This is a genomic window from Paracoccus sp. IB05, from assembly GCF_016405985.1.
GTDB lineage: Bacteria > Pseudomonadota > Alphaproteobacteria > Rhodobacterales > Rhodobacteraceae > Pseudogemmobacter.
Genome location: NZ_JAEFCF010000025.1, coordinates 1 through 26,877, shown reverse-complemented (window position 1 = coordinate 26,877; position 26,877 = coordinate 1). Strand labels below are relative to the sequence as shown.

The following is a 26,877-nucleotide window of genomic DNA, read 5'->3' as shown; positions in this document are numbered from 1 at the left end:
GCTAGGTTTGACCCTGGCGAACGTCAAGGACCGGTCCGGCTGATCAGGCCTGCGCGCGCTGCAAGGCGGCCTGCACCCTGGCGGGATCCACCGGCATCAGCCGGGGCACCCTGGTCCAGAGGATTGCCGCCCTGATCTCGCGCCCGGGGTAAATCAGCGCCGCCGCATGGGCATAGGCACCAAGCTGGCGCAGATAGGGTTCAGGGATGCCATCCTCACCGTCGGGCACCACCGCGTTCGATTTGAAATCGACCACCGTGATGCGGTCGGGGGTGATCACCAGCCGGTCGACCGACCCGGCCAGCCAGCCGCCATTCCAGGGCGCCGAAAGCTCGGCCTCGGCAAGGCTTCCCGGGCCGAACATCCAGGCCAGATCCGGCGCGGTCAGGATCGCCCGCGCCTCACCCAGCAGTACCTCGCCCGCGCCCAGCCGGGCCGCGAGCTGCGGCCAGGCCGCAACCGGCGCCTCTGCCAGATGTTGCAGCAAAAGATGCAGCCTGGTGCCGCGCTCCAGCGGATCGTCTTCCTCGAAATCCAGCACCACGTGGAATCGCCCGCCCTCGACCTTGGCTTCGCCACCGCCGAGGCCCGAGGGCGACCAGATCCGCGGCGGCGCCACCGCGCCCGGCAGCGGCGCGAGGCTGAGCGCATGCGGCACCTCTGGCGCGGCTGCTGCCGCAGGGGCATCCCCCGGCCAGTCGCCAAACCCCAGACGGATGCGCCCGTCCTCGCCCGGCACAGCGCCCAGCGCCTCTGCCCCGGTCAGCGCCGCATGATGCCATGATCCCGGCCCCGCCTCGCCCGCCGCCGCGACGATCAGCCAGTGCTTTGCCCGCGTCATCGCCACGTAAAGCAGCCGCAGGTTTTCGGCCTCACGCGCCGCCGCGCGGGCGGCTTTGGTCTCGGCCTCGAGGCCGGTATCTTCCGCCTTGCGCCCCGACCAGGTGACCATGCCCTCACCGATCGCAAGGATCATGTCCTTATCGGTCAGCCGCCGGTCGCCGGTATCGGGCAGGATCACCACCGGCGCCTCAAGGCCCTTCGATCCATGCACCGTCATGACGCGGATCAGCCGCCCCTCGCCCTCGGCCTGGCGCTTGACCTCGACCTCGCCGGCCTCCATCCAGACCAGAAACCCGGTCAGGCTGGGCACTTCGCCGCGCTCATAGGCCAGCGCCTGCTGCGACAGCTCGTCAATCGCATCCGCCGCTTCATCGCCCATCCGACCCAGGAGCTTTGCGCGCCCCTGATGCCGCGTCAGCACCCGGTCCAGCAGATCATAGGGCCGCATATATTCGGCAAGCTTCCTCAGATCATCCAGCACCGACAGCGTCCCGGGCTCGTCGAGATGGCGCAGACGCTCCCAGAGATAGCCCTTGCGCCCATGCGCCAGCGCGTAAAGCCGCGCTTCGGACCAGCCGAACAGCGGCGAGCGCAGCACCTGGGCCAGTGCCAGATCATCCTCGGGCGTGTTGAGGAAGGACAAGAGCGCCAGCAGGTCACGCACCGCGAGTTCCCCTGTCAGCGTCAGCCGGTCCGGTCCGGCAATCGGCAGGCCAGCGGTCTTGCAGGCGCGGATCACCGCGTTGAAGATCGGCCCGCGCCGCTGCACGAGGATCAGGAAATCCCCGGCATGAACCGGACGGAACCCGCCAGGCGCGCGGTGATCCGGGATCTGCCGTCCCGCCGCAATCATCGCCGCGATCTCAGCCGCGATCTGGCGGGCCAGCACCTCGGTCGCGTCTTCCTCGCCGACCTGGTCTATGGGGTCGAACCATTCGCCCGGCTCCGGGTCTTCGGGTTTCGGGACAACCGGCCAGACCTCCACCCGTCCGGGCAGCGCCTCGTGGAAAGGACGGTGGCGGAAAGCCCCGCCAAGCGCCGCCTCGGCCTCGCCCGGGAAGGACTGATCGACCAGATCCAGCAGCGCGCGAGACGAGCGGAAGGAATATTCCAGCGCCTGTTCGGTGACCGGCACACCCGCCGCCGCAAAACCTTGCGCGAAACGGGTTTTTACCGCATCAAACCCCGCCACATCGGCGCCCTGGAAGGAATAGATCGACTGTTTCTTGTCACCGACCACGAAAAGCGACCGCTCGGTGTCGCGCGCGCCTTCCCCGGCCATGAATTCTTCAGTCAGCGCCGCGATGATCTTCCATTGCGCGGGCGAGGTGTCCTGGGCCTCATCAACCAGCACATGGTCGATGGAGCCATCAAGGCGGTACAGCACCCATGGCGCCACACTCGGGTCGGTCAGCAAGGCCGTCGCGCGGGTGATGAAATCATCGAAATCGAGCCAGCCATGCGTGGCTTTCGCGCCCTCATAGCGGCGCAGGAAATCGGCGGCGAACCGGTGCAGCGCCAGTGCTTTGCGAAACGCCGAAAGGCCAAGCCGCAACGCCCGCCCGCCCTCGACCCGGCGCATCAGCGATTGCAGCCCGTCGAGATGCGCCCCGAGCGCCGCGCGGCAGTCTTTGGTCGGGAAAGTGTCCAGCTTTGCCCCGAACGGTGCTTTCGCCGTGGCGCCAAACAGGAACAGTCCTTCGAGCACCGGCAGGACCGCAACCCCGAGCGGTGGCAAGGCCGCCAGCGCGGCCCCCGCTTTCTGGTCGGTCACCTTAGAAGACCCGATCAACACCGGCGCCACCGCGTCGATCATCGCCTGATCGCCCGGTCCGAAGACCTCTTCCTCCAATGCCGCCTCATCAAGGCCCGGCGGCAGCCCGAACGCCACCCGCAGCGCGGCCTCTTCCGGCACCTGCATCAGCTCGGCCCGCATCCCGGTGAGTTTTGCAAGGAAGGGATCAATCCGCTCGCCCACCTCGGGCAGGATCGCCTCGAACAGGCCGCGCGCCTCGCCTTCGGCCATTTCCTCAAGGATCTGGTTGCGCAGAAGTTCCGCCGACCGGTCATCAAGTTCGCTGAAAGACGGGCTGACCCCGGCCTCCAGCGGAAAGCGCCGCAAGAGACCGGCGCAGAAGGAGTGAATGGTCTGGATCCGGATGCCGCCCGGCGTCTCGATGGCGCGGGCAAAGAGCTGGCGGGCGCGTTTCAGCGCGGCTTCCGACAGATCGCCGCCTTCGCCCAGATCGCCAAGGTTCCGGCGCAGCCCCGCATCCGGCGCCATCGCCCATTCCCCCAGCCGGCGGAAGAGACGGTTCTGCATCTCGGCGGCCGCGGCCTTGGTATAGGTCAGGCAGAGGATATTCTGCGGGTCGGTGCCGCGCAGCAACAGCCGCGCCACCCGGTCGGTCAGCACCTTGGTCTTGCCAGACCCCGCGTTGGCCACCAGCCAGACATTGACCGAAGGATCTGCCGCCGCGATCTGCGCCAGGGATGCCGGATGCTGGGTCATGGCATATCCTCCGGTTCGGCCTGTTCGGTGATGTCCCATTCGCCAAACCGCGCGAGATCGTCATAATCGCTGTGCTCACGCGCGCCCAGCATGGCCTGGCGCGCGGTATAGCCCCGCCCGGGGTCTTCCCAGGCGCGGATCAACCGGCGGAATTCTTCCAGCAGCCGATGCAGGTCATCGGGGCCAAGCACTGCCGATATCGTCTTCAGATCGGCGCTCAGACGGATATACGCGATCTCGACCTCATCGGGGAAACCGGCCTCGGGAAAGCCGCCAAGGCTCGCCATCACCGCCGCCAGATGCAGCTGTTTCGCGAATGCCGCCTGCTGCTTTTCCGTCGGCGGCGCGCCGGTCTTGTAATCGACGATCCTGAGCTTGCCTTCCGCCGTCACATCCAGCCGGTCGGGTTTGCCGACCAGCACGAAATCCGGGTCCTTCAGCTCGACCCGGTATTTCTGTTCCAGTGAGACCACCTCGCCGCCCTCGGCCAGAAGCCCCTGCACGAAGGGCAGCGCCAGTTCCGCCATCCGCGCCCGCCAGATCGCGCGCATCGCGGGCCAGGCCACGTCTTCCTCAAGCACCCGGTCGGTGATCCGCATCAGCGCGGCTGCGGCCTCGGCGGCAGTGGGCGGCAGGCCTTCGCGCAAAAGCGCCTCGGGCACCTTATGCAGGATCTCGCCCCTGAGCCGCGCATCCGCCATCGGACGCAGAGGCATCAGCGGGCGCAGCCGCAACAGGTGCCGCGCATAGATCGCATAGGGGTCGCGGATCAGCTTTTCGATCTCGGTCAGCGACAGCGATTTCGGACGGTCCGCCACCTTCGGGCGCGGCGAGGGGCGGCGCGCGCGGGGCGAGAGGATCGGCGCTGCCACCAGACCCGCATCCCGGATCAGCCGGTTGCCGCGCGCTTTCATCGCGGCCAGCGCGGCGCGCCCGCCCTGGTCCGGCAAGCCATCAAGCAGGTTCATCAGCCGGTTCAGCCAGCGGGACGGCACGGTTTCGGCCTCGGCATTCCTGTGCGCGTGGCTCAGCACCACTTCGGGCGCCGCGACCGCCATCTGGAAATCATGCGCCGAAAGCCCGATGCGGCGCTCGGGCAGCAAAAGCCCCAGCTCCATCCGCATCTTGCGGTTCAGCCAGGGGTCGGGGTCGGGCTGTGCCGGCCAGACGCCCTCGGTCAGACCGGCAAGCACCACGAGATCGGCGCCCTGGACCCGCGCTTCCTGGGCGCCAAGGATCACGATCCGCTCATCCGCCGGGATCAGGCTGCGCACCTGGGCGCGGTTGATCACCCCATCCGCCAGCGCGGCATAATCGCCAAGGCCGAGATGCAGCGCCCCGGGCGCCTCGGCGGCGAGGTCTTCGATCACGCCGAGCGCCGCTTCGCCCGCCGCATCCTGCCAGAGCCTGCCGGTTCCGGCATCTGTCCCGCGCGCGAAAGCCTCGGCCAGCGCGCGGTGGCGGGTGATCAGATCGGGGAGGGGGGCCGGGGCGCAGGCCTCCAGCTCTGCCAAAAGCCCGCCGAGCCAATCGCCCCAGGGACCCGCAAAAGGATCGCGCTGCTCTGCCGCCCAGGCCTGCAGCGAGGCGAGATCGGGATAGGCCGGGCCGCGCGCCCTGAGCCGCAGTTCCAGCTCATGCGTCAGCCGCAGATGCGGGCCGCGCTGATCGGTAGAGAAACACAAAGGGTGCTTCAGCAGCGTCAGCACCTCATCCGCCATCAGCCGCTTGCCCATACCGCGCGCGACCAGCCGCAACATCCGCCCCGCCGGGCTGTGGATCAGCGGCGAGCCGGCGGAATCGTCCGGGACCAGCCGCCAGCGGTCCAGCGCCGCCGTCACCCGCCGCGTGAGGTCACGGTCCGGTGTTAAAAGCGCCGCGCGTTTCCCCGCCGCAACCGCCTCGCGCAGACAAAGGGCAATCGCCTGGGCCTCGTCACGCGGGCTCGCGGCCTCGATCAGCGTCATGCGCGCGGTTGCGGCCTGCAAATCGCCCAGATCCGGCCCCTGCGCGATCCATTGATCGGTGACCGGCGCCGGACGAAGCGCCAGCGAAATCAGCCGGCCCCGCGCCGGATCGGGAGTGCCCTGTGCGTCCCAGTCCTGCACCTCCAGTGGGCCAAGGCCCAGCGTCTGCATCAGCCGGTGATAGCGATATTGCGGGTGATCCTCCTGGCCGGTCCCGTCATCAAGGCTGGCCCAGACCTCCTCCGGCTGGTCGAAATCAAAGCCCGGCACCAGGATCGCGCCCTGCGGCAGCCGCGCCACTGCCTGCATCAGCAAAGCCGAGGTTCCGCGCGAGCCGGTCGATCCGGCAACAATCACCGGATCGGGGGTCGGTGCCGCCTCCCAGGCGCTGATCTGCGCCAAAAGCGCCAGCCGCAGCCGCGCCTCGCTGTCCGGCGCCGCACCTTCGGTGAAAAACTGCGCGATCAGCGAGACGAAACGGCGGGTGCGCGACCAATGCGCGGCATGGCCCTCGATATCGAGAAGGTCGAGTGCGCCCGGATCGACCTCTTCCGCCCGCATCTCATCCATCAGCCCTGCAAGGCTGTCGGCCAGGTCATAAAGCGCGTGACGCGGCGCAAGATCGGGCTCTGCCGCCAGCAGCCGGTCGATCAGCACCGCCAGTTCCAGCCGCCGCCCCAAAGGCGAGGCGGCCTCGACCTGGCCCGTCAGCAAAGGATCATTCCCCGGTTCCGACACCAGTTTCAGCCGGGGCAGGAAACCGGCGCCCTGGACCAGAAGCGTCTCGCGCAAGCGGCGGCGCATCCGCTGGCTGTTCAGATAAACCGTCACCCGCGCCATGGCCTCGGGCGGCTGGCCTGCAAGCCGCGTGCGCAGGCCCGCCGCCAGCCTTGCGGGGAAATCCACGCCGGGGGGCAGGCCGAAGAGGCGGGGTCCGGATCCGGGGAACATCATGACGCCAGCAAAGCCCCGGCCTCGGCGAGACCTTCGGGGCTGCCGACATCGCACCAGCCGCCCTCCCAGATCAGACCGTAGGCGCGGTCATTCCGGATCATGTCATCCCAGGCGAGGTTCAGGGAAAACACCCGCTCGGGGTGGCGGAACAGCCAGTCCGTGCGCAGGATCTGCGCGCCGAGATAGACCATGCCATTCGGGTCGAGATCCTCGCCGGTCTCGCTGTCGCGGCGCATCCGGGTCAGGCGGCCATCCGCGCCCAGCGAGAAATCTGCCCCGCCCTTGCGGCCCGGCAGGCCCTCGCGCGGCTTTACCAGCAACAGCGCCCCCATCTGCAAAGGATCCCAGGCCCGCGCCAGCGCGCTGAGCGGATTGCCCCCCGTCCAGACCACATCCGGGTTAAGCGTCATCACCGCGCCATGGCCAAGTGCCGGCAGCGCCGCCTTCAGCCCGCCGCCGGTCTCGAGGATCTCGGGTTCATGGCTGATGCGGATCGGGCGGCCCCTCAGGTGATCCGCGATCTGCTGCGAGAGGTAATGCGTATTGACCACCACCGGGTCGCAGCCCGCCCCGGCCCCCAGATCCAGCGCGCGATCGAGGAGGCTCTGCCCGGCCACCTCGATCAGAGGCTTCGGGCGGTTCCGGGTCAGCGCGCGCATGCGGGTTCCGAAACCGGCGGCAAAGACCATCAGGGGGAAGGCGGGCTGCATGACCTGATCCTTTCGATGATGGCTGGTGTGGGATCTGGCAGGAGAGCGAGGGTTTCACCGCGCAGTTCCACCAGGCCTGGATGGGCAAGGTTGCGCATCAGCTGACCCCAGACCCGGGGCAGAAACGCGAGGTAACGGTCCTTGCCCGCCACCATGGTCAGCCGCGCGAAAATCCCGATGATCCGAAGCGCCCGAAGCGCGCCAAGCGTGGCATAGGACGCCGTGATATCGCCGCGCCCTGTCTCTCGCGCGAAATGCGCCACCATCGCGGCCTCGACCCCGGGTGACACGTCACGCCGCGCATCCTGCAACAAGGACACAAGATCATATTCCGGCTGCCCCATCTGACCGAGCTGGAAATCCAGCAACCCGACCCGTGCGACACCCTGACGATCGGGCAGCCAGAGAAGGTTCTCGGCATGATAATCGCGCAGGATCAGCACGCGCGGCCCGTCGGCATGGGCGCGGATTGCAGTCTCAAGCGCACCGATGAGCGGCGCCGCATCGGGTCGGTCTCCAGTGGCGGCAAGGGCATAGAATTCCGGCGCCAGAGCGGCTGACGCCGCCCAGTCCGCCGCGCTCAGATCCGGCAGGGGGCCGGGCGGCGCCGCGCATTGCAGGCGGATCAGCGCATCCACCGCCGCCGTGTAAAGCGGCAGTTCCGCTGTGGAATCGGCCTCGAGCAGCCGCGCATAGATCCCGTCACCGAGATCCTCGATCAGCATGAGGCCCTGCGCCTCATCCATCGCAAGGGTCAAAGGAGGCGAGAGGCCAAGCCCAGCCAGATGCGCGCCGATCCGGTGGAAATCGCCGATATCATCGCCACATCCGGGCGGTGCATCCATCAGGACCGCGCGCTGATCGCCCAGCACCAGCCGCTCATAGGACCTGGCCGAGGCATCCCCCGCGAGATGACTGCGCCGCGCCGCAGCCCAGCCGGCCCGGGCCAGGAACTCTGTCTTTGCAACCTCTCTCACGGCGCCCCCGCAAGGCAGGCGAGGAAACCCTCTGGCCCGGAGACCAGCAGCCGCCGCCCTTCCCCCTCATAGGACAGCGTCACGCGGATCGCCTCGTCAGGCGCATAGTGCCCCAGCCTGTCGGGCCATTCGATCAGCAGGATGTCGCGCCCGATGGCTTCGGCGAGACCCAGCTCTTCGACCTCGCCAATATGGCTCAGCCGGTAAAGGTCGGCATGCCAGACCTCTCCGGCTTCGGTCTCGTAGCTTTGCACCAGGGTGAAGGTGGGCGAAGGCACGTCGATTTCAGCCCCTGCCATGGCGCGGATCGCCGCGCGGGCGAGATGCGACTTCCCGGCGCCAACCGGGCCTTCCAGCAGCACGGTCATGCCCGGACGCAGGCACAGCCCGAACCGCCCCCCGAACAGGCGCGCCGCCTCTTCATCGGGCAGGAAAAGATCGACAGATTTCATGGCGCGAGTTTCGGCTTTTGCCCGGTCAGGCGCAAGCCTCAGCCGATGCGGCCACGCCGTCCGGCGGTCTGGCCGCGGTCCAGCAGGATGTGATCGAGGATCACACAGGCCATCATCGCCTCACCCACCGGTACCGCACGGATGCCGACACAGGGGTCGTGGCGGCCCTTGGTCACAAGGTCGAGCTCCTGGCCGAATTCGTTCACGGTGCGGCGCGGCGTCAGGATCGACGAGGTCGGCTTGACCGCGAACCGGCACACCACCGGCTGCCCGGTGGAAATCCCGCCGAGGATCCCGCCCGCATGGTTCGACAGGAACTCGACCCCATCCTGGCCCATCCGCATCTCATCGGCATTCTCGACCCCGGTCAGCGCGGCCGAGGCCATGCCATCGCCGATCTCGACACCTTTGACCGCATTGATCGACATCATCGCGCTGGCCAGGTCAGAATCCAGCTTGCCATAAAGCGGCGCGCCGAGGCCCGGCGGCACGCCCTCGGCCACGACCTCGATCACTGCGCCCACCGAATTATGCGACCGGCGCAGATCATCGAGATAGACCGCCCAGTCCTGCGCCGCGACAATATCGGGGCAGAAGAACGGGTTCTCACGGATCTGGCCCGCATCAAACCGCAGCCGGTCGATCTTTTTCTCGCCCATCTGCACCATATAGCCGGTAATCGTCACCTCGGGCGCGATCATGTCGAGAACCGCCCGCGCAACCCCCCCCGCCGCGACCCGCGCCGCCGTTTCCCGCGCCGAAGACCGCCCGCCGCCGCGATAATCGCGCAGGCCATATTTCAGATGATAGGCGATATCGGCATGACCGGGGCGGAAGGCATGGGCGATCTCGCCATAATCCTTGCTGCGCTGGTCGGTATTCTCGATCATCAGCTGGATCGGCGTGCCGGTCGTCACGCCGTCAAACACGCCCGACAGGATCTTCACCTCATCCGCCTCACGCCGCTGCGTGGTGTATTTCGAGGTGCCGGGTTTCCTCAGATCCAGCCAGGGCTGAATATCGCCCTCTGTCAGCCGTACGCCCGGAGGACAGCCATCCACCGTGCAGCCAAGCGCCGGGCCGTGACTCTCGCCCCAGGTGGTGACGCGGAAGAGATGGCCGAATGTGTTGAGGCTCATGACGGTGCTCCGTGCTGACAGGGCGGGCTGACACAGGCGGCATAGCGCCCGCCCCTTGCAGGTTACAACCTCATTCCACAAAAAAGTGAAGCGCGGGGTTGAAATGGCACCGCCTGCCCCCACTTCACCAAAGCGGGCCGGGCCCCTCTGGCGCTCAGGGCCAGTTTCTTTCGGGAAACGCCTGGCGTGATGTCGGACCGCATCGGGAAACGCGCCCGATGGATTGCCCGGCATTTTCCCGATCCGTTTCCACGGTTCAGCTGACGGTCATTCCCTCTGGCGCCTTGTGTAAAGGGCTACAGTCGGATGGAGATCCTGCTGACTTTGTTTCTGGGCAAGCCGCTCTGGCTCTGGCTCACCTTCCTTGCAATCGTCCTCGTGCTGCTGGTGCTGGACCTCGGCCTCCTGAACAAGGGCGACGAGGAAATCGGCGTCGCGAAAAGCCTGAAGCTCTCGGCCTTTTATGTCACGCTTGGCGTGGCCTTTGCCGGTTTTGTCTGGTGGCAGATCGGGCCCGAGGCCGCAGGCCTCTACCTCACCGCTTTCGTGGTCGAGAAATCCCTGGCGATGGACAATGTCTTTGTGATCGCGATGATCTTCGGCTTTTTCGCCATCCCCCGCAAATACCAGCATCGGGCGCTGTTCTGGGGCATCCTGGGCGTCATTATCCTGCGAGGGCTGATGATCGGCTTCGGCGCGGCTCTGGTGCAGAACTATCACTGGGTGCTCTATATCTTCGCCGCATTCCTGATCTTCACCGGCCTTAAAATGCTGCTCGCCAAAGACGATCACGCCCCCGATATCGCCAGCAACCCCCTGCTGAAATTCCTGCGCCGGCGCCTCAATTTCACCGATGAGCTGCATGGTCACGCTTTTACCGTGCGCAAGGAAGACCCGAAGACCGGCAAGCTGAAACTCTTTGCGACGCCCCTTCTGCTCGCGCTGATCATGGTGGAAATCGCCGATGTGGTCTTCGCAGTCGATTCAGTTCCGGCGGTCTTCGCCATCACCTCTGACCCCTATATCGTCTTCACCTCGAATATCTTCGCGATCCTCGGGCTGCGCGCGCTCTACTTCGCACTGGCCGCGATCCTGCACCGCTTCGCCTATCTGAAATATGCGCTGGCGATCCTCCTGATCTTCATCGGCTCCAAGGTCTTTGTCGCCGCCCTGCTGGATCTTGAGAAATTCCCGGCCTCGGTCTCGCTCGGCGTCACTTTCGCGATCCTCGCCACCGGCGTCGTCGTCTCGCTGTGGAAGACCCGCGGCCAGCCAGTTCATGCCACCCTCCCCGGCGAGCCAGGCGACAACCACCCCGCCCGCCCCTGAACCCGCAAGGGGCGCTGACCGCGCCCCTTCCTCATTTTCTGTCGCTAAATATCCCGGGGGAGAGGCTCGCCAGAGCCTCGGGGGCAGCGCCCCCTCCCCCGGCTGCCCCTTGCACCCCGCCGGCATTCCCCTATGCTCCGCCCCACCTCGGGGTGCCCGTCACGGGCTGAGATGCGTCATGCGGACCCGTTGAACCTGAACCGGCTCATACCGGCGGAGGGAAGGTGCATCGGATCCCCCCTTGCGCATCGCCCCCGTCGCAACAGGAGGACCTCCATGCGCCCGATGCGCCCCTTCCTTGCGGCATGTCTCGCTTCCCTGCCCCTGGCGGCAGCGGCAGAGACCCCCGTGCTCACCGTCATGACCTATGACAGTTTCACCACCGAATGGGGCCCCGGCCCGGCGGTGGAAAAGGCGTTTGAAGAGGTCTGCGGCTGCGATCTGCGCTTTGTCACCGGCGGCGACGGCGCGGCATTGCTGGCGCGTCTCCAGCTCGAAGGTGCCGCCACCGAGGCGGATGTCGTTCTTGGCCTCGACAACAACCTGACCGCCCAGGCGCGCGCGACCGGACTTTTCGCCCCACATGGCGAAGCGGCACCGACCGGCCTGCCCGTCGCCTTTGAGGATGATCTCTTCCTGCCATGGGACTGGGGCTGGTTCGCCTTTGTCTATGACCGCACCAAAACCGCAATGCCGCCCGAAGATTTCCGCGCCCTGGGCGACAGCGATCTGAAGATCGTGATCCAGGATCCGCGCTCATCGACCCCCGGCCTCGGTCTGCTGATGTGGGTCAAGGCAGCATATGGTGACCGCGCCCCCGAAATCTGGACCGGGCTCTCCGATAATATCCTGACCGTGACCCCGGGCTGGTCCGAGGCTTACGGCCTCTTCCTCGGGGGCGAGGCGGATATGGTTCTCTCCTATACCACTTCCCCCGCCTATCACCGGCTGGCCGAGAAAGACGACAGCAAGGACTGGGCCGAATTTGCCGAGGGCCATTACCTGCAAATCGAGGTCGCGGGCATCCTCGCCTCCTCAAAACAGCCCGAACTTGCGAAGGAGTTCATCGCCTTCACCCAGTCGCCGGCCTTCCAGTCGGTGATCCCGGAAACCAACTGGATGTATCCCGCAACCGAGATCGCGCTGCCCGAAGGGTTCGAGACCCACCGTCCGGCGAAATCCTTGTTGCTGACCGCCGATGAGGCGCTGGAGGCGCGGGGCCCTGCGCTGGCGGAATGGCAAGCCTCGCTCGGGCAGTAAGCCTCGCCGCCGCGCTCATGGTCGCCGCGCCTCTGGCGGCGGTGGCCTTCAGGGCGGGGGGCGTAAGGCTGAGCACACCTGACCTTGCTGCGCTGCGGTTTACCCTGTTGCAGGCCGGGCTTTCGGCGTTGATCTCCGTCGCGCTGGCGGTGCCGGTCGCAAAAGCGCTGGCGCGGCGGCGCTTTCCCTTGCGGGGCCTTCTGATCACCCTGATGGGCGCCCCGTTCCTTCTGCCGGTGATCGTCGCGGTGATCGGGCTGATCACGGTTTTCGGCCGCTCGGGCTGGGTCAATGCGGGCCTTGCCACGCTCGGCCTGCCCGGGTTCAGCATTTATGGGCTGCATGGTGTGGTCATCGCGCATGTCTTCCTGAACCTGCCGCTGGCTGTGCGGATGATCCTGCAGGCCTGGGTCTCGGTGCCGTCAGAGCGGTTTCGCCTTGCCGCCTCGTTGGGTTTTCGCCCGCGCGACATCGCGCGCCATATCGAGCGCCCGATGCTGGCGTCGGTCCTGCCCGGCGCGCTGGCGACGGTTTTTGCGATCTGCCTGACCTCTTTCGCCGTGGCGCTGACGCTGGGCGGCGGCCCGCGTGCCACCACGCTGGAACTGGCGATCTATCAGGCGATCCGGTTCGAATTCGACCTTGGCGATGCGGCGGGGCTGTCGCTGATCCAGACCGGGATCGGGGCGTTTGCCGCCCTGCTGGCCTGGCGACTGGCATCCGCGCCAGGTTTCGGCGCGGGCCTTGACCGCGCGCTGCCGCTGCCCGCGCCCGCGGGCTGGCGGCGCCTTGCGGATGCGGGCTGGCTTTTGCTGGCGGCAGCGTTCCTGCTGTTGCCACTGCTCGCGCTGATCCTGCGCGGGCTGCCGGGGCTGGCGGAGCTGCCGCCCAGCCTCTGGGGGGCCTCGCTGCGCTCGGTTCTGGTCGCCCTGATCTCGACGCTGGTGACGGTGGCAGCGGGGCTGACCCTGGCACTTGGCGTGGCGCGAAGCCGCTCGCGGAGGATGGAGCTGAACGCCGTTTTGCCGCTGGCAGTCTCGGGCCTGGTGCTTGGGACCGGGCTTTTCCTGATCGCGCGGCCCTTTGCGTCCCCCGGGCAGCTGGCGCTGCCGGTGACGGTGCTGGTCAATGCGGTCATGGCGCTGCCTTTCGTCTACCGGCTTTTGATCACCGATGCCCGCGCGCTCGAGGCGGATTACGGGCGGCTGGCGGCATCACTGGATCTGCAAGGGGTCGCGCGGTTGCGCTATCTGACCCTGCCCCGGCTGGCGCGGCCTTTGGGATTTGCGGCCGGAGTGGCGGCGGCTTTGTCGATGGGGGATCTGGGCGTGATCGCGCTTTTCGCCAGCGGCCAGGAGGCGACATTGCCGCTTCTGGTGCAACAGCTGATGGGCGCCTATCGGACCGAGGCCGCGGCGGCGGCAGCGCTGGTGCTGATCACGCTCAGCTTCGGGCTCTTTTGGATTTTCGATGCGGGAGGGCGGCATGTTCAGGCTCGATAACCTGGTTCTGGAGCAGGAGGGCTTTCGGCTGTCCGCGGACTGGCAGGCGGAGCCTGGGGCGAAGATCGCGGTGATCGGGCCTTCGGGCGCCGGGAAAAGCTCGCTTCTGGCAGCGATTGCCGGGTTCTATGCACCGGCCTCGGGCCGGATCTGGCTTGACGGGCGCGATCTGACCGGACTGCCCCCGGGGGAGCGGCCTTTGTCGATCCTGTTTCAGGATCAGAACCTGTTTCCGCATCTGACCCTGGCGCAGAATCTCGGGCTCGGGATCCGGCCGGATCTGCGGCTCACGCCGCCGGATCACGTGCGGGTGGCGGAGGCGCTGGAACGGGTCGGGCTGTCGGGGTTTGGCGCACGAAAACCCGCGCAGCTTTCCGGCGGTCAGGCGAGCCGGGCGGCGCTGGCGCGGGTGCTTCTTCGCGCGCGACCGCTTCTCTTGCTGGACGAGCCCTTTGCGGCGCTTGGACCGGCGTTGAAGGGAGAGATGCTGGCCCTGCTGGCCGAAGTCGCCGGGGAAACCGGTGCCACCGTGCTGATGGTTACGCATGAGCCCCGCGACGCGCTGGATTTTGCCGGGCAGACGGTGCTTGTCGCGGATGGCGTGGCGGCGGCGCCGGTTGCGACGGGGCCCTTGCTGGCCGATCCACCGCCAGCGCTGGCGGCCTATCTTGGCTTTAAGACGTAAAAGGAAAAGCCCCGCCGGAGGGGCGGGGCTTTGTCCCTGGTCTTTTCGGAATCACGCCTGATCTCAGGCCGTGAATTCTTTGCCTTTAACCCGCGCCCAGATCTTCTTGTTGGTCAGATAGAGGAGCACCGACAGGAGGATCAGGAAAGTCACCGCGACGAAGCCCGCTTTCTTGCGGTCCATCATCTTGGGCTCTGCCGACCACATCAGATAGGCCGAGACATCCATCGACATCGCGTCGATGCTGGCGGGGCTGCCATCCTCAAAGGTGATCTGGTCTTCGGTCAGCGGCGGCGGCATGGCGATCCAGCCGCCGGGGAAGGCGTGGTTTTCGTAGAAGGTGGTGCCGGCTTCTTCCTTGGTCTCGCCGGTATAGCCGGTGAGGATCGCATGGATATATTCCGGTCCACCGATGCCGCGCAGCAGCTGGTTGATCCCGGTGCCTTCCGGACCGTGGAACCCCGCGCGGGCCTTGGCCATCAGCGAGAGATCCGGACCCATACCTTCGCCCGAACGCGCGGGGAAGTTGTCGGTCCATTCGCGCGGACGGGTGGTGCCATCGGGCAGGTCGACTTCATCAAGGCCGGCCGCATAGGCGCGGACCTGATCGGCCGGCAGATGCGGGCCACCATCATCCGCGAGGCTGCGGATCGGGACGAATTTCGCCCCGTGGCAGGCCGAGCAGACTTCGGTGAAGACCTGGAGACCGCGTTGCAGCTGCAACTGGTCATAGGTGCCGAACGGGCCTTCAAACGAGAAGGTCACGTCCTCGATATGGCCGGCATCGCCAGCTGCCAGCGCTGCGCCCGTGAGGGCGAGCGAGGTGGCTGCAGAAAGAATGATCTTGCGGAACATTTTGCGTCAGATCCTTTTCTTCACTCAGCCGCGTGCGGGTAGTGGGATTTGAAGTCTTCCTCGATCGTCGCCGGCGCAGGAAGCGGCTTTTCGATGATGCCAAGCAGCGGCAGGATCACGAGGAAATAGGCGAACCAATAGGCCGCACCGATCAGCGAGATCGTGGCATAGGGCTCTTCTGCGGGCATAGCGCCAGCCCACATCAGCACCACGAAGTCGACCGCGAGCAGCGCGAACCACCATTTGAACATCGGACGATAGCGCCCCGAACGCACCGAGGAGGTGTCGAGCCAGGGAACAATCGCCATGACCGCGATCGCGCCGAACATCGCGAGCACGCCGAAGAACTTGGCGTCGACGATGCCGAAGGTCACCCATTCCGCCGCAATCACGATCCAGACATCGGCGGTGAAAGCCCGCAGGATCGCGTAGAAGGGCAGGAAGTACCATTCCGGCACGATATGCGCAGGCGTCGAAAGCGGGTTCGCCTCGACATAGTTGTCGGGGTGGCCGAGGAAGTTCGGCATGAAGCCGACAATCGCGAAGAACACCACCAGGATCACGGCCAGCGCGAAGAGGTCCTTGATGACGTAATAGGGCCAGAACGGAACCGTGTCTTTCTCGGCATTGGCCTTGCTGTCGCGGCGGACCTCAACACCCGTGGGGTTGTTGTTGCCGGTGTGGTGGAAGGCCCAGATGTGCAGGATCACAAGACCGGCAATCACGAAAGGCAGCAGGTAATGCAGCGAGAAGAAGCGGTTCAGGGTCGGGTTGTCGACCGCCGGGCCACCAAGCAGCAGCGTCTGGATCGGCTCGCCGATGCCCGGGATCGCGCCGAAGAGGCCGGTGATCACGGTGGCGCCCCAGAAGGACATCTGTCCCCAGGGCAGAACATAGCCCATGAACGCCGTGCCCATCATCATGAGATAGATCAGCATGCCGATGATCCAGGTCACTTCGCGCGGCGCTTTGTAGCTGCCGTAATAGAGACCGCGGAAGATGTGCAGATAGACAGCGAAGAAGAACAGCGAGGCGCCGTTCGCGTGCAGATAGCGCAGCATATGCCCGCCATTCACGTCGCGCATAATGCGCTCGACCGATGAGAAGGCGAGGCTGACATGCGGCGTGTAATGCATCGCAAGGATGATGCCGGTCACGATCTGCAGCGCCAGACAGAATGCGAGGACAATGCCCCAGATCCACATCCAGTTCAGGTTTTTCGGGGTAGGCACCATCAGCGTGTCATAGACCAGGCCAACGATCGGCAGCCGCTTGTGCAGCCACTTCTCGGGGGCGGTCTTCGGTTCGTAATGGTCGTGCGGAATACCGGCCATGTTGCGTTCCTCAGCCCAGCAGGATCGTGGTTTCGTCGGTGAACTGAGCCACCGGCACTTCGAGGTTCCGGGGGGCCGGACCTTTGCGGATACGGCCAGCCGTATCATAGTGAGACCCGTGGCACGGGCAGAACCAGCCGCCGAATTCACCGGCGCCATTGCCCAGAGGCACACAGCCCAGATGGGTGCAGACGCCCATCATCACCAGCCATTCGCCGGCTTCGTCCAGCGAGCGGTTCTGGTCCGAGGCATCGGTGCCCGGCTTGTTCTTATTTTCGGAATTGCGGTCAATGAGCGAAGCATCATCGCCGGAAACGGCGCGGGCCGCTTCGATTTCTTCGGCGGTGCGACGACGAATGAAAACGGGCTTACCGCGCCATTTCACCGTCAGCTGCGAGCCAACGGCCACATTCGTCACATCGACATAGATCGAGGCGAGCGCACGCGTATCGGCCGAGGGGTTCATCTGGTTGACGAGCGGCCAGGCGGCGGCTCCGGCCGCAACTGCTCCGGCGCCGGCGGTGGCGTAATACAGGAAGTCGCGGCGGCTGCCTGCGTGATCATCTGCTTGGGACACGAGTTCCTCTCCCTGGCATGGCCGCGCGCGGCCAGATATTTGTGCGGGGGCAGACGGATTCCCGGCTGCCCTGACGGGCGCGGTTGTAAACAAGCCGTGATAGATCGTCCAGCGGACAATCCGACGCAATCGCCCTCAAATTCAAGGATAAAGACGATTGATGCGAACATGCCGCAGGCGCAGTGGCCCGCGCCTACCCCTTCGGAACGGTTTCCAGCATCGACGGACGCACCGCAAATCCGGCCTCCCAGGCCGCGAGCCCGGGTCGTCCGGCCCGCCAGTCGCGCGCGCCAAGGCGGAAATCGACATAGCCAAGGGCCACGCCAAGGGCGATCTGCCCCGCCGTCAGCGCGCCCTGCAGATCCGAAAGGCGCGCAGCCTCGATCAGATCCAGCGCCCTGGCGATTTTGGCCCATTGCCCTTCGATCCAGGGGGTAAAACGGCTTTCCTCGGGGCGCAGCCGCGCCTCGTAGACCATCAGCAGCGCGGCATCGAGAATGCCATCGGCCAGCGCCTCCAGCGTCAGCACCGGCCAGAGCGCATCGTCCTGCGGGTAAAACCCGCTGCCGGCATAAGCATCGAGCCAGCGCGTGATCACACGGCTGTCAAACAGCGCCTCGCCCGAAGGCGTCACCAGTGCCGGCACCTTGCCCAGCGGGTTGACTGCCGCCACCGCCGGCAAAGCCGAATCTACCGGGGTAGCTGACGCCTGGATCATCGCAATCGGCCCCAGCCCGGCCTCGATCGCCATGACCTGCACCTTGCGCACATAGGGCGAGGTCGGCCCGCCATAAAGCTTCAGCCCCTTGCCCGTTTTGCCTTCGGGCCCCGTCTTGCCGTCCGTCACTGCCGTCGCTCCCTGAACCGCAGCCTCGCGATAAGGCCCGCGTCGATTTCCCATTCCCGGCCGCGAAAGCCGATGATCCGCTTCAGCCGCAGGCTGGCATTTTGCTGGCGCGCCTCCGGCGAGGCGCCGCTCGCCGTCCGGTGCAGCAAAAACCCTTCGTCAAGATCATCCAGCGCATCCTCGGCGCGCTGATCGCGCCGCCCCTCACCGGCCCGCAGGGTCGCCCATCTCGCAAGGCCATAGCCCGCCACAGCGGCCAGACCGATTCGCAACGCCAGCGGAACAAAAGGCAGGGGCATGGCAATCTCCACCAGAGGGACAGGTGCCGGGTGTCGTCACCGGCCAGACTGGTGCGGGCGATTCGCACTGTCAACCGCAGCGGCGGTCAGACGCGCCGGAAATGGAAAAGGCCGCTCCGGTTTCCCGAAGCGGCCCTGTATCCGTCAGCTGGAAGCTGCACTCAGCCCTGGCGGGCTTTGTAGCGACGCTGCGTCTTATTGATCACATAGACCCGGCCCTTGCGGCGCACGACCTGGCAATCGCGGTGACGCGTCTTCAGCGAGCGGAGCGAATTGGCAACCTTCATGGCTGTCTCCTGTCCTTCGCGGCGCATCACGCGCCTGATTAACCCGTGCCCCGGGTATGACCCCAAAAGCGATGAAATGGTGGGCGGTACTGGGATCGAACCAGTGGCCACTACGATGTCAACGTAGTGCTCTACCGCTGAGCTAACCGCCCACTCTGACCTACACTCTGCCCGCGCTTCTCTGATCTGGCCATCAGGGCAAAACCATTAAGGCGCGGCTGACCGCGTCGGCGTGGAGGGGTCTATACTCAACCCATATCCTGGCTGCAAGGGGTTTCGGAACGAAGAATTATGACGTTATATCGCAGGATACCGCCAGGAAGAGGAAATCCCGCCCTGATTTTCAGCCGGGATTTCTGCCGCGCCAGCCCGTCCCTGCTTGTACCGAGGCCATTTTGCAAGGAATCACCTCCTCCGACGCGTATATGCTGCACCGGCCCGGGCAACAGACCTGCCCGGTTGTTTTTTCCTCGCCGCATTCCGGGCGCATCTATCCGCCGGATTTTCTGCAGGACAGCGCGCTGGACAGCCATGCGATCCGCTCTTCCGAGGATGCGTTCATCGACCAGCTGTTCGGCGCTGCGCCCGCGCTTGGTGCGCCGCTGCTTGCCGCCCGGGCACCGCGCGCCTTTGTCGATCTCAACCGGGGCCCGGATGAGCTGGATCCGGCGGTGATCGAAGGGGTGGAACGGCCGGCACATAATCCGCGCATCTCTTCGGGGCTCGGGGTGATTCCCCGCGTGGTCGCCGGCGGGCGGCACATCTATCGCGGCAAAATGGCCCGCCCCGAGGCGGAGGCGCGGCTGCAAAGCTTCTGGCATCCCTGGCATGATGCGCTGCGCGGGCTGATTGAAGAGACCCGCGAAATATTTGGCAAGGCGGTGCTGTTTGACTGCCACTCGATGCCACATGAGGCGGCAGATCTGCAATCGCGGGGCAGCCAGCCCGGGCCACAAATCGTTCTGGGGGATCGCTTCGGCGCCAGTGCAGGCCGGGATGTGGTCGATCAGATCGCCGGCGCTTTCGAGGCCGCCGGCCTGCGCGTCAGCCGCAATATGCCCTTTGCCGGCGCCTATATCACCCAGACCTATGGCCGGCCCTCGCGCAATGTTCACGCCGTCCAGATCGAAATCGACCGCCAGCTTTACATGGATGAGGCGCGGATCGAGCCGCATGGAGGTTTCGAGGGGTTTCGCCAGCTGATCACCGGGGTCATTGCCGAAGTGACCGGGGCCGATATCCACGCCGCCGGGCTTATGACCGGCAGCCGGCCCCCGCTCGCGGCGGAATAAGCGCGCTCGGTTAAGCGGGCAGAGAAGGGCTCAGTCCTCTCCCGCCCGCCAGACCTGTCGCGCAGTCAGGCGCTGCCCGTCGCTGAACGGGCAATACCACCGCCGGAAATCCGGCTCAGATCAGCAGGTCAGATTCGCTTTTACCCGAAGCCAGCGCCTCAGCATACCAGCGCGGCTTGCGGCCACGACCCGACCAGGTGTCCGCCGGATTGGCCGGATTGGCATATTTGGCGCCAACCAGCGCCCGCTTGCGCGGAGCCGCCGTCCCGGTCAGTTCCGCCAGCGACGCAAAACCGAGCTCACGCGCGGTTTCGTCCAGCTTTGCCAGCGCTTCTTTCTTGCGACGATCCTCAAAAGTCGAAATGGCTTTGCCGACTTTCGCCTGCAGCGATTTCAGATCTTTCAGATCAAGGGAATTAAGATCGAGTTCCATTCAGTGCTCCTGATACTCATCATGAGCCTTCCCTATTGCAAAAAAATGCGGGCCGCAATTAAAGCCTTCAGCGCGGGCTGCGTTTTGCAAGAATCCGCTGCAAAGTGCGGCGATGCATGTTCAGCCGGCGTGCCGTTTCGGAAACATTACGGTCACACATTTCGTAAACGCGCTGGATATGTTCCCAGCGAACCCGATCCGCCGACATCGGATTTTCCGGCGGCGGCGGCAAAGCCTCGCCTCTGGCCAGAAGCGCATTTGTCACATCATCGGCATCAGCCGGTTTCGACAGATAGTCCAGCGCGCCGATTTTCACCGCCGCGACCGCCGTCGCAATCGCACCATAGCCGGTCAGCACCACGATCCGGCAATCGGGCCGCTTTTCGCGCAGCGTCTCCACCACGTCGAGCCCGTTGCCATCCTCCAGCCGCAGATCGACCACCGCATAGGCCGGCGGGCGGGTCTGGGCGATCTGCTTGCCCACCGCCACGCTTTCTGCCGTCTCGGGCTGGAAGCCACGCTTTTCCATTGCCCTCGCGAGACGTTTGACGAACAGCTCGTCATCATCGACCAGCAAAAGGGTCCGATCCGGCCCCAGCTCGGCATTCAGCTCTCCGGACATTCGCTATATCTCCTGACGGGTGCCTGACCCGAATGCCAGACCCGGAGAGGCTTCCCCGGTCTGGCAGAATTTACGGTCCTGGACGGCCGGGGTCAATTCAGCCCGTCACATCCAGCATACATCCGACCCCTTTGGCGATCTGTTCGGGCGTCGCATCGCGGCGGTAAAAATCGGCAAAACCGATACCGGGCAGCATCAGATAGGTAAAGGCCGAATGGTCAACCATATAGAAATCATCGGTGGCCGGCTGGAGGTTATAATAGACCCGATACGCCTTTGCCGCCGCGTCAATCTGTTCCGGACTGCCCGTCAGACCAATCGCCGTTTCGCTGAAAGCCTCGGCGTAATCGCCCACAACCTGCGGCGTATCCCGCCCGGGATCGACCGTGACGAAAACCAGCCCGACATCGCGACCCGCGTCCTTCAGCAAATCCAGGGCCTCGGCATTTCGCGACATATCGAAGGGGCAGACATCGGGGCAGAATGTATAGCCGAAATAAACCAGTGTCGGCCGGGTGATCACCTCTTTATCGGTCACCTCAGTGCCGGTTTTGTCGAGAAGCGTAAACGGCCCGCCAATATCTGCGCCGCCGACATTCCCTTCACGACATTGCGCCAGCGGGTCGGCATTGCTTTGGCCGGCAAAGAACAGATAGCCCGCCGTCCCCCCTATCAGCGCGGCCAGCAGCCCCGCCGCTCCGATTGCGTAAATCCTGTTCATCGCCTTCTCCGCTTTTGTCACCAGGAACGCCCCGCGGAGCCTCCTGCGCTGTCCAGTTGCCCCATTGATCCCCTGGAGCGCGGGCCGTAACAAGGCATAACGATACGAGTAAAGGCGCATTCACAATGCGACAAATCGCGGGCTTTGGCTTTGTCGCCGGAACAGCTGCGGCAGACCGCGTCTGGCTCAGGACGCTGATCCTCATCCGCTGGCTGGCGATCTGCGGTCAGCTTGCGGCCATCTCCCTCGCCGATCTGTGGTTCGGGATCGCGTTGCCGCTGGGGCTTTGCCTGCTCGCCATCGGGGCCTCGGTCATCGTCAATCTGATCGTGACCTTCATCTTTCCCGGCAACCGCAGACTGAGCGAAACCGGCGCGCTCCTGTCGCTGCTGTTTGATCTCTGCCAGCTTGGGTTTCTGGTCTTTGTCACCGGCGGGCTGACCAATCCTTTCGCGCTTCTGTTCATCGCGCCGGTCACCATTTCAGCCTCGGTGCTCGGGATCGGCCCGACACTGATCCTCGGCACCGCCTCGATTGCGATGGTCTCGGGCCTGGCGGTGGTGAATATCCCGATCACGCTTGCGGGTGGCATCACGCTGACCATCCCGCGGCTTTTCACCTTTGGCTTCTGGGCGGCCATCGTGGTCGGCATCGTCTTTCTCGGCGTCTATGCCCGCCGCGTCGCGCGCGAGAGCCGGGCGCTTTCGGACGCGCTGCTCGCGACACAGATGGCGCTGGCGCGCGAACAGAAGCTGACCGATCTTGGCGGCGTGGTCGCGGCGGCGGCGCATGAGCTCGGGACGCCGCTGGCGACGATCAAACTGGTCTCGGCCGAGCTGATGGACGAGCTGTCGGATCAGCCGGAGCTGCTGGCCGATGCGCGGCTGATCCGCGAACAGGCCGACCGCTGCCGCGACATCCTGCATGACATGGGACGGGCCGGCAAAGATGATCTCCAGCTGCGCCAGGCGCCGCTTTCGACCCTGCTGCGCGAGGCCGCAGAGCCGCATATGAACCGCGGCAAAGAACTGGTGTTCGAACCCGGTCCCGCCAGCAGCGCCCTGCGCGAACCAATGGTGCGCCGCAGTCCCGAAACCATCCACGGGCTGCGCAACCTGATCCAGAACGCGGTCGATTTCGCGGCAGGCCATGTCTGGATCCAGTATGACTGGAGCGGCGACCATATCGCGCTGCGCATCGTCGATGACGGGCCTGGCTATCCGCCCAATGTGATCAACCGGATCGGCGACCCCTTCGTGCGCTCGCGCCGCAACGAACAGGATCTGAGCCGGCGCCCGGCATATGAGGGCATGGGTCTTGGCCTTTTCATCGCCAAAACGCTGCTCGAGCGCACCGGGGCAAGTCTGACCTTCACCAATGCCCATGATCCGTTCCTGCCCGACGCCGACCGCCAGGAGCGGTCAGGCGCGCTGGTCGGGGTCCGCTGGCGCAAAGCGGATCTCCTCGCCTCAGACATCGCGCCGGGCGCTGCCAATGCGCAGATCGAGATCTGACGGCGGCGCGTTTCAGCATTAACGCGCAATTAACGCATCGCACATTAACCTCTTCACCGGAACGTGAAGCTGTGGGCAGGGTCATGCCAGGTATGGAAGCGGACTGGATATTCGCAGGCGGGCTGGTGATCACTGCGGCCCTGATCGCAATCGCCTGCCTTCTCGTGATGGCGGCGGTGCAGTCGCGCAGCCCGGCAGCGGCCTCGGTCTTCGGTTCCGTCTCGCCTGAAACCGTATTCATTTTCGATGGTGAGGCGCTGGTCGATGCCACCCCTCCGGCCCGCGCGCTGATGGCGACCGGGGTCGAATCCGGCGGCCCCTGGTTCCGGGCTCTCTCACGGCTGGAGCCGATGTTCCCCGGGCTCTGGACGCGGCTGGAAGGGTTGCAGCGCGAGGGACGTTTCGTGCTCTGCTCGCGCGAGGATGTCACCCCGCCGATGGTGCTGCGCGCCGAATATCTGGGCGGGCTGACACGGCTGACCCTGGTGGATGGCGAGGGCGAGGCCGCCCGGCCCGGCTCGGACGGTCTGGCGGAACTTGCGCTGCGCGATGAGCTGGCCGGGCTGCATGACACGCTTGCGCGCGCGCCGCTGCCGATCTGGCGCGAAACGGCAGATGGCGAGGTGATCTGGGCCAATGGCCCCTATCTCGCAGCAGCGGCCGAGCGGCTGGAACCCGGCAAGGAACTTACCTGGCCGCTGCCCGCGATCTTTCCGCGCAAACCGGATGACCCTGAAGCCGGTTCCGCCAAAACCAGCGCCCTTGCCGCGAAATCACGGGGATTGCCCGATGCGACCCGCGCCTCGCTGACGCTGGGCCAAACGGTCCAGTGGTATGATGTCCTGTCGCGCCCCCTGCCCGGGCGGGGCAGCAATGCAGGGCGTCTGTGTTATGCCCTGCCCGCCGACGGGCTGGTCGCGGCGGAAAGCAGCCTGCGTGACTTCACCCAGACCCTGGCCAAGACCTTCGCACAACTGCCGATTGGCCTCGCGATTTTCGACAAATCGCGGGTTTTGCAGATGTTCAACCCCGCGATGCTGGATCTGACCGGGCTGCCGGTGGAATTCCTGATCGCGCGCCCAAGCCTGCCGGCGCTGCTCGACGCATTGCGCGAACGCTCGATGCTGCCGGAGCCGAAGGATTACCGCTCCTGGCGGCGCCAGATGGCCGAGATGGAGAAAGCCGCCGCTGAAGGCCTGTTCGAGGAAACCTGGGCCCTGCCATCGGGCCGCACCTGGCGGGTCACCGGGCGGCCGCATCCCAATGGCGCGCTTGCCTTCATGCTGGAAGATATCTCGACCGAAATGACCCGCACCCGCCGCTACCGTGCAGATCTGGAACTCGGCCAGGCGGTGATCGACGGGTTGCCGGATGCGGTCGTGGTCTTCGCCCAGGATGGCTCAGTTGCAATGGCCAATGCGGCGGCGACCCGGCTCTGGGGGCAAAGCCCGCTGGAAGGGCCGGATAACAGCAGCGGCGGCAAGGCGATCCACTTCTGGCGCGAAAAAACCGCCCCGACACTCCTGTGGAATGATCTGGAAGAGTTCATCGGCCTGTTCGGCACCCGCGAGGCCTGGGACGGCGATCTGCGCATGACTGACGGCCGCGCCTTTTCCTGCCGCGTCGCACCAATGCCGCATGGCGCAACGCTTGTCACATTCCGCCTGTCAGACCCATCCGCCGCGGGGGAGGCCGGTGGCTCCCGCGCTATGCTGATTGCCTGATCCGTCACGGTGCCCCGAGGCAGGACCTGGCGCATCGCGATTTGCGGGCAGCGGTCGCTCGCCTTACCGGATACTTCCCCGTCAGGATGAAAGCTATCACCACGCGGCCACAGGCCGGCCAATCCGACCCGGACCGGGCGCCAGGTGAAGGTGAGCACCATCTTCGTCGCGGAGCGGGAGCAGGCGGCGGCCCCCGTCTTGTACCGTCCCCCGATCCCGCCCGCGACTGGCAGTTTTGCGGAGATCGGTCCGATCACCGCAGCGTCAGACGACGATTCGCGGTCAGCCCGGGCAAAACCTCACCGCGCCCGGACAGCAGATGCGCCATGCACCCGAAGCCATCTGCCGCAAGATGCCTCTTTCGATCCCGTTTTCCGGCCGCCCCGGGCAGATCGCAGACAACCATAACTTTGCACGCAAGCGGCAATGAACCTGTGCTTAATAAAACCGGCGCCGCCAGAGAACCGTGAGATCGCTTCGGCAGGCATGCAATGCCAGAAAGTCGCCCATTTTCATGTGAGACCAGAAATATGGCGCTCATCATCACGGACCATTGCTATTCATACATATCGTTTGTTTTGCAATTCTTCGCCTTCGGAGAGGACCTGGGCATCTTGCATCAATCGATCCTTATGACGCGGAATTCTGCAACTCAATCAGATAATGGCATCACGAATATCGCCAACATCTTTGGTTCGGAATACTCAAACCGGCACATGTCGGTACCGCGAACCTGCTGCGACCTCCCCATCGGGAGATCTAACTCTTTCAGATTCGGCTTTCAGCGGTTCCGGGGCAATAAATCATGATAGTAAAATTCTCAAACAATATTGAAGCACCACAACAATCGGCGGCGGCATCCTGATTATCACATGAGTATGTGATCGCCGAACACCGGTGAGTTCAGAGGTTCCATTCCGGGCATCTTAAATTACGCAGATGGACGCGCCTCCCCAAATTCCGGAACCACCCCTCCTCTTGAGCGGCAGCGGAGGCTGACGATTTTCAGATCTCCAATTGTCTTCCTGCGGATATTTTACATTGTTTTCAATCAAACCGGCGGCATCGTACAGACCCAGAACCGTCATGGCTCCGAGGCCCATTTCACTGGCGGCAGCGGAAACCTGGTGAAAAATCATGACACCAGATTTTCGGGTTGTCACAACGGGGTCGCTTTCACCTGGGTTGCGCCCGATTCTGCCACCAATCGCCTGGCCAACAGCGGTGAGGCCATCGGCGGCAATGTCATATCCGCTATGGGGAGCGCAACGGTCGATCACATTCTGAACCGCGGACAGCTGGACGGCGATAGTGTTATGAGCCGGTGGAATGACACATGAGCCGGAGGAATGACACGATCAACAATCGTGCAGACACTATATCGTGCTCCTGTTTTGCGGGCGAAGGGGGTGAATATGACCCAGATCACCCCAAGATCACCATCACCGGACACATCTTTGTCGGCCGCGGCAATGACACTTCGTTGGCGGCGCCAATGCTGACCGGCTTTGCGGAGACGATGGCCATGTCCTGATCATAGGTGTTGGTGCCGCTGATAAAATATAGGGCTGCGCCGGAATTTCCAGCCTTTGTGGTGGCGCCGGTTATGGCATCCTTTGCGGCAATGACGGCGATGATCTGTTTTTCGCAGACAGTGGCGGCGACCGGCTTTTATTGGCTCCGGCGCAGAGATCGTCTTCTGGGGTACTGCGGATATGCCGGTCCATGGCACAGGCCGTATCCGGATCTTCGGTTTCTCGGCGGGAGAGGACCGGATCGGCCTCGCGCAGGTCACAGTTTCCGCAGGTAGGATGCCGACACGTAGCCCTTCAGCGCGCGGGCTTGCTTAAGAGAGACCTTGCACCAGCGCGTGCTGCCGCTCTGCTCGCAGCTGTGAACCCTGACCAGCGTGCCATTCGGCAGGCCGAGGATGATGTTGTAGCCGATGCCGGGTCCGGTCCGCATTTTCAGCATATCTTCGGCTTCAACCCCGATAACCTCGTACTCGCCGGCAACACCGGCCTGCACCGGTGACATGAGGG

The 26,877-nt window shown here is 65.0% G+C and carries 24 protein-coding genes, 1 tRNA gene and 1 riboswitch; of the genes, 7 read left to right on the top strand and 18 right to left on the bottom strand.

The features are described from left to right. Nucleotides 1-43: 43 nt before the first annotated feature. Genes addA through aroC form a run of 6 tightly spaced genes read right to left on the bottom strand, consistent with a single transcriptional unit; the run spans nt 44 to nt 9,554 of the window. Nucleotides 44-3,355 carry a double-strand break repair helicase AddA gene (gene addA / locus JC607_RS16090; protein WP_198837915.1) on the bottom strand — a complete coding sequence of 1,104 codons (3,312 nt, stop codon included), beginning with the start codon at nt 3,353-3,355 and terminating at the stop codon, nt 44-46. Continuing rightward, nucleotides 3,352-6,276, bottom strand: coding sequence for a double-strand break repair protein AddB (gene addB / locus JC607_RS16085; RefSeq protein ID WP_198837914.1), 2,925 nt, complete (start codon nt 6,274-6,276; stop codon nt 3,352-3,354). The genes addA and addB overlap by 4 nt, the downstream gene beginning before the upstream one ends. Next, nucleotides 6,273-6,986: a nucleotidyltransferase family protein gene (locus JC607_RS16080; protein WP_198837913.1), complete on the bottom strand. Its 714-nt coding sequence runs from the start codon at nt 6,984-6,986 to the stop codon at nt 6,273-6,275. The genes addB and JC607_RS16080 overlap by 4 nt, the downstream gene beginning before the upstream one ends. Then, entirely contained in the window at nt 6,965-7,963 is a 999-nt protein-coding gene (locus JC607_RS16075) for an aminoglycoside phosphotransferase family protein (RefSeq protein WP_370584832.1), read from the bottom strand. The genes JC607_RS16080 and JC607_RS16075 overlap by 22 nt, the downstream gene beginning before the upstream one ends. Next, nucleotides 7,960-8,415, bottom strand: coding sequence for a tRNA (adenosine(37)-N6)-threonylcarbamoyltransferase complex ATPase subunit type 1 TsaE (gene tsaE, locus JC607_RS16070; protein ID WP_198837912.1), 456 nt, complete (start codon nt 8,413-8,415; stop codon nt 7,960-7,962). The genes JC607_RS16075 and tsaE overlap by 4 nt, the downstream gene beginning before the upstream one ends. A gap of 38 nt (nt 8,416-8,453) precedes the next feature. Continuing rightward, nucleotides 8,454-9,554 (bottom strand): chorismate synthase, encoded by a 1,101-nt coding sequence (gene aroC, locus JC607_RS16065; protein ID WP_198837911.1) that lies wholly within the window; start codon nt 9,552-9,554, stop codon nt 8,454-8,456. A gap of 306 nt (nt 9,555-9,860) precedes the next feature. Between aroC and JC607_RS16060 the strand changes: the two genes are divergently transcribed. The 4 genes from JC607_RS16060 to JC607_RS16045 all read left to right on the top strand — a co-directional run bounded on the left by JC607_RS16060 (nt 9,861) and on the right by JC607_RS16045 (nt 14,330). Next, nucleotides 9,861-10,883: a TerC family protein gene (locus JC607_RS16060; RefSeq protein ID WP_198837910.1), complete on the top strand. Its 1,023-nt coding sequence runs from the start codon at nt 9,861-9,863 to the stop codon at nt 10,881-10,883. Between the two features lie 138 nt (nt 10,884-11,021). After that, nucleotides 11,022-11,122: riboswitch (TPP riboswitch) on the top strand. A gap of 46 nt (nt 11,123-11,168) precedes the next feature. Continuing rightward, on the top strand, nt 11,169-12,143 hold the full coding sequence (gene thiB, locus JC607_RS16055) for a thiamine ABC transporter substrate binding subunit (RefSeq protein WP_198837954.1): 975 nt from the start codon (nt 11,169-11,171) through the stop codon (nt 12,141-12,143). Then, nucleotides 12,119-13,645, top strand: a complete 1,527-nt coding sequence (locus JC607_RS16050) for a thiamine/thiamine pyrophosphate ABC transporter permease ThiP (RefSeq protein WP_198837909.1) — start codon at nt 12,119-12,121, stop codon at nt 13,643-13,645. The genes thiB and JC607_RS16050 overlap by 25 nt, the downstream gene beginning before the upstream one ends. Continuing rightward, on the top strand, nt 13,629-14,330 hold the full coding sequence (locus JC607_RS16045; protein WP_198837908.1) for an ATP-binding cassette domain-containing protein: 702 nt from the start codon (nt 13,629-13,631) through the stop codon (nt 14,328-14,330). Before JC607_RS16050 ends, JC607_RS16045 begins: the two co-directional genes overlap by 17 nt. Before the next feature lie 63 nt (nt 14,331-14,393). Here JC607_RS16045 and JC607_RS16040 read toward each other — a convergent pair whose 3' ends face one another. The 7 genes from JC607_RS16040 to JC607_RS16010 form a co-directional block, all read right to left on the bottom strand. After that, on the bottom strand, nt 14,394-15,185 hold the full coding sequence (locus tag JC607_RS16040; protein WP_198837907.1) for a cytochrome c1: 792 nt from the start codon (nt 15,183-15,185) through the stop codon (nt 14,394-14,396). 20 nt (nt 15,186-15,205) lie between these two features. Beyond that, on the bottom strand, nt 15,206-16,519 hold the full coding sequence (gene petB, locus JC607_RS16035; RefSeq protein ID WP_198837906.1) for a cytochrome b: 1,314 nt from the start codon (nt 16,517-16,519) through the stop codon (nt 15,206-15,208). 10 nt (nt 16,520-16,529) lie between these two features. Further along, a complete protein-coding gene (petA, locus tag JC607_RS16030) occupies nt 16,530-17,096 on the bottom strand; it encodes a ubiquinol-cytochrome c reductase iron-sulfur subunit (RefSeq protein WP_092899907.1) in 567 nt (188 codons plus the stop codon). 193 nt (nt 17,097-17,289) lie between these two features. Then, nucleotides 17,290-17,898, bottom strand: coding sequence for a glutathione S-transferase family protein (locus JC607_RS16025; protein ID WP_198837953.1), 609 nt, complete (start codon nt 17,896-17,898; stop codon nt 17,290-17,292). A 41-nt stretch (nt 17,899-17,939) separates the two neighbouring features. Continuing rightward, nucleotides 17,940-18,242 (bottom strand): hypothetical protein, encoded by a 303-nt coding sequence (locus JC607_RS16020; protein ID WP_198837905.1) that lies wholly within the window; start codon nt 18,240-18,242, stop codon nt 17,940-17,942. A gap of 161 nt (nt 18,243-18,403) precedes the next feature. Then, nucleotides 18,404-18,529 (bottom strand): type B 50S ribosomal protein L36, encoded by a 126-nt coding sequence (ykgO, locus tag JC607_RS16015; RefSeq protein WP_198837904.1) that lies wholly within the window; start codon nt 18,527-18,529, stop codon nt 18,404-18,406. Between the two features lie 77 nt (nt 18,530-18,606). After that, nucleotides 18,607-18,681 (bottom strand) — tRNA-Val (locus JC607_RS16010). 273 nt (nt 18,682-18,954) lie between these two features. On the opposite strand from JC607_RS16010, the gene JC607_RS16005 reads away from it, so the two are divergent. Beyond that, a complete protein-coding gene (locus JC607_RS16005; RefSeq protein WP_198837952.1) occupies nt 18,955-19,821 on the top strand; it encodes an N-formylglutamate amidohydrolase in 867 nt (288 codons plus the stop codon). Nucleotides 19,822-19,936: 115 nt separating this feature from the next. Here JC607_RS16005 and JC607_RS16000 read toward each other — a convergent pair whose 3' ends face one another. From JC607_RS16000 to JC607_RS15990, 3 genes are all read right to left on the bottom strand, one after another. Next, nucleotides 19,937-20,254 carry an H-NS family nucleoid-associated regulatory protein gene (locus tag JC607_RS16000; RefSeq protein WP_092899913.1) on the bottom strand — a complete coding sequence of 106 codons (318 nt, stop codon included), beginning with the start codon at nt 20,252-20,254 and terminating at the stop codon, nt 19,937-19,939. 67 nt (nt 20,255-20,321) lie between these two features. Continuing rightward, entirely contained in the window at nt 20,322-20,876 is a 555-nt protein-coding gene (locus JC607_RS15995) for an ActR/PrrA/RegA family redox response regulator transcription factor (RefSeq protein WP_198837903.1), read from the bottom strand. Between the two features lie 97 nt (nt 20,877-20,973). Continuing rightward, a complete protein-coding gene (locus tag JC607_RS15990) occupies nt 20,974-21,597 on the bottom strand; it encodes an SCO family protein (protein WP_198837902.1) in 624 nt (207 codons plus the stop codon). A gap of 125 nt (nt 21,598-21,722) precedes the next feature. Here JC607_RS15990 and regB point away from each other — a divergent pair, with 125 nt between their 5' ends. Together regB and JC607_RS15980 are read left to right on the top strand one after the other, a co-directional pair. Then, a complete protein-coding gene (gene regB, locus JC607_RS15985) occupies nt 21,723-23,111 on the top strand; it encodes a sensor histidine kinase RegB (RefSeq protein WP_198837901.1) in 1,389 nt (462 codons plus the stop codon). Between the two features lie 83 nt (nt 23,112-23,194). After that, the gene (locus JC607_RS15980; RefSeq protein WP_233092948.1) at nt 23,195-24,835 is read left to right on the top strand and encodes a PAS-domain containing protein; all 1,641 of its coding nucleotides are present in this window, start codon (nt 23,195-23,197) and stop codon (nt 24,833-24,835) included. A gap of 926 nt (nt 24,836-25,761) precedes the next feature. On the opposite strand, the gene JC607_RS15975 is transcribed toward JC607_RS15980, so the two are convergent. Next, entirely contained in the window at nt 25,762-26,115 is a 354-nt protein-coding gene (locus JC607_RS15975; protein ID WP_198837900.1) for a hypothetical protein, read from the bottom strand. 511 nt (nt 26,116-26,626) lie between these two features. Beyond that, the gene (locus JC607_RS15970) at nt 26,627-26,872 is read right to left on the bottom strand and encodes an SH3 domain-containing protein (RefSeq protein WP_198837950.1); all 246 of its coding nucleotides are present in this window, start codon (nt 26,870-26,872) and stop codon (nt 26,627-26,629) included. Nucleotides 26,873-26,877 lie beyond the last annotated feature (5 nt).

What these genes read in the sequence shown, in the direction of transcription:
- tsaE (WP_198837912.1), bottom strand. Translation starts at nt 8,415, where the DNA reads ATGAAATCTGTCGATCTTTTCCTGCCCGATGAAGAGGCGGCGCGCCTG.
- addB (WP_198837914.1), bottom strand. Translation starts at nt 6,276, where the DNA reads ATGATGTTCCCCGGATCCGGACCCCGCCTCTTCGGCCTGCCCCCCGGC.
- JC607_RS16005 (WP_198837952.1), top strand. Translation starts at nt 18,955, where the DNA reads ATGCTGCACCGGCCCGGGCAACAGACCTGCCCGGTTGTTTTTTCCTCG.
- aroC (WP_198837911.1), bottom strand. Translation starts at nt 9,554, where the DNA reads ATGAGCCTCAACACATTCGGCCATCTCTTCCGCGTCACCACCTGGGGC.
- JC607_RS15990 (WP_198837902.1), bottom strand. Translation starts at nt 21,597, where the DNA reads ATGAACAGGATTTACGCAATCGGAGCGGCGGGGCTGCTGGCCGCGCTG.
- JC607_RS16060 (WP_198837910.1), top strand. Translation starts at nt 9,861, where the DNA reads ATGGAGATCCTGCTGACTTTGTTTCTGGGCAAGCCGCTCTGGCTCTGG.
- addA (WP_198837915.1), bottom strand. Translation starts at nt 3,355, where the DNA reads ATGACCCAGCATCCGGCATCCCTGGCGCAGATCGCGGCGGCAGATCCT.
- JC607_RS15995 (WP_198837903.1), bottom strand. Translation starts at nt 20,876, where the DNA reads ATGTCCGGAGAGCTGAATGCCGAGCTGGGGCCGGATCGGACCCTTTTG.
- ykgO (WP_198837904.1), bottom strand. Translation starts at nt 18,529, where the DNA reads ATGAAGGTTGCCAATTCGCTCCGCTCGCTGAAGACGCGTCACCGCGAT.
- JC607_RS16080 (WP_198837913.1), bottom strand. Translation starts at nt 6,986, where the DNA reads ATGCAGCCCGCCTTCCCCCTGATGGTCTTTGCCGCCGGTTTCGGAACC.
- petB (WP_198837906.1), bottom strand. Translation starts at nt 16,519, where the DNA reads ATGGCCGGTATTCCGCACGACCATTACGAACCGAAGACCGCCCCCGAG.
- JC607_RS16050 (WP_198837909.1), top strand. Translation starts at nt 12,119, where the DNA reads ATGGCAAGCCTCGCTCGGGCAGTAAGCCTCGCCGCCGCGCTCATGGTC.
- thiB (WP_198837954.1), top strand. Translation starts at nt 11,169, where the DNA reads ATGCGCCCCTTCCTTGCGGCATGTCTCGCTTCCCTGCCCCTGGCGGCA.
- JC607_RS16040 (WP_198837907.1), bottom strand. Translation starts at nt 15,185, where the DNA reads ATGTTCCGCAAGATCATTCTTTCTGCAGCCACCTCGCTCGCCCTCACG.
- JC607_RS15980 (WP_233092948.1), top strand. Translation starts at nt 23,195, where the DNA reads ATGCCAGGTATGGAAGCGGACTGGATATTCGCAGGCGGGCTGGTGATC.
- JC607_RS16045 (WP_198837908.1), top strand. Translation starts at nt 13,629, where the DNA reads ATGTTCAGGCTCGATAACCTGGTTCTGGAGCAGGAGGGCTTTCGGCTG.
- JC607_RS15970 (WP_198837950.1), bottom strand. Translation starts at nt 26,872, where the DNA reads ATGTCACCGGTGCAGGCCGGTGTTGCCGGCGAGTACGAGGTTATCGGG.
- regB (WP_198837901.1), top strand. Translation starts at nt 21,723, where the DNA reads ATGCGACAAATCGCGGGCTTTGGCTTTGTCGCCGGAACAGCTGCGGCA.
- JC607_RS16000 (WP_092899913.1), bottom strand. Translation starts at nt 20,254, where the DNA reads ATGGAACTCGATCTTAATTCCCTTGATCTGAAAGATCTGAAATCGCTG.
- JC607_RS16020 (WP_198837905.1), bottom strand. Translation starts at nt 18,242, where the DNA reads ATGCCCCTGCCTTTTGTTCCGCTGGCGTTGCGAATCGGTCTGGCCGCT.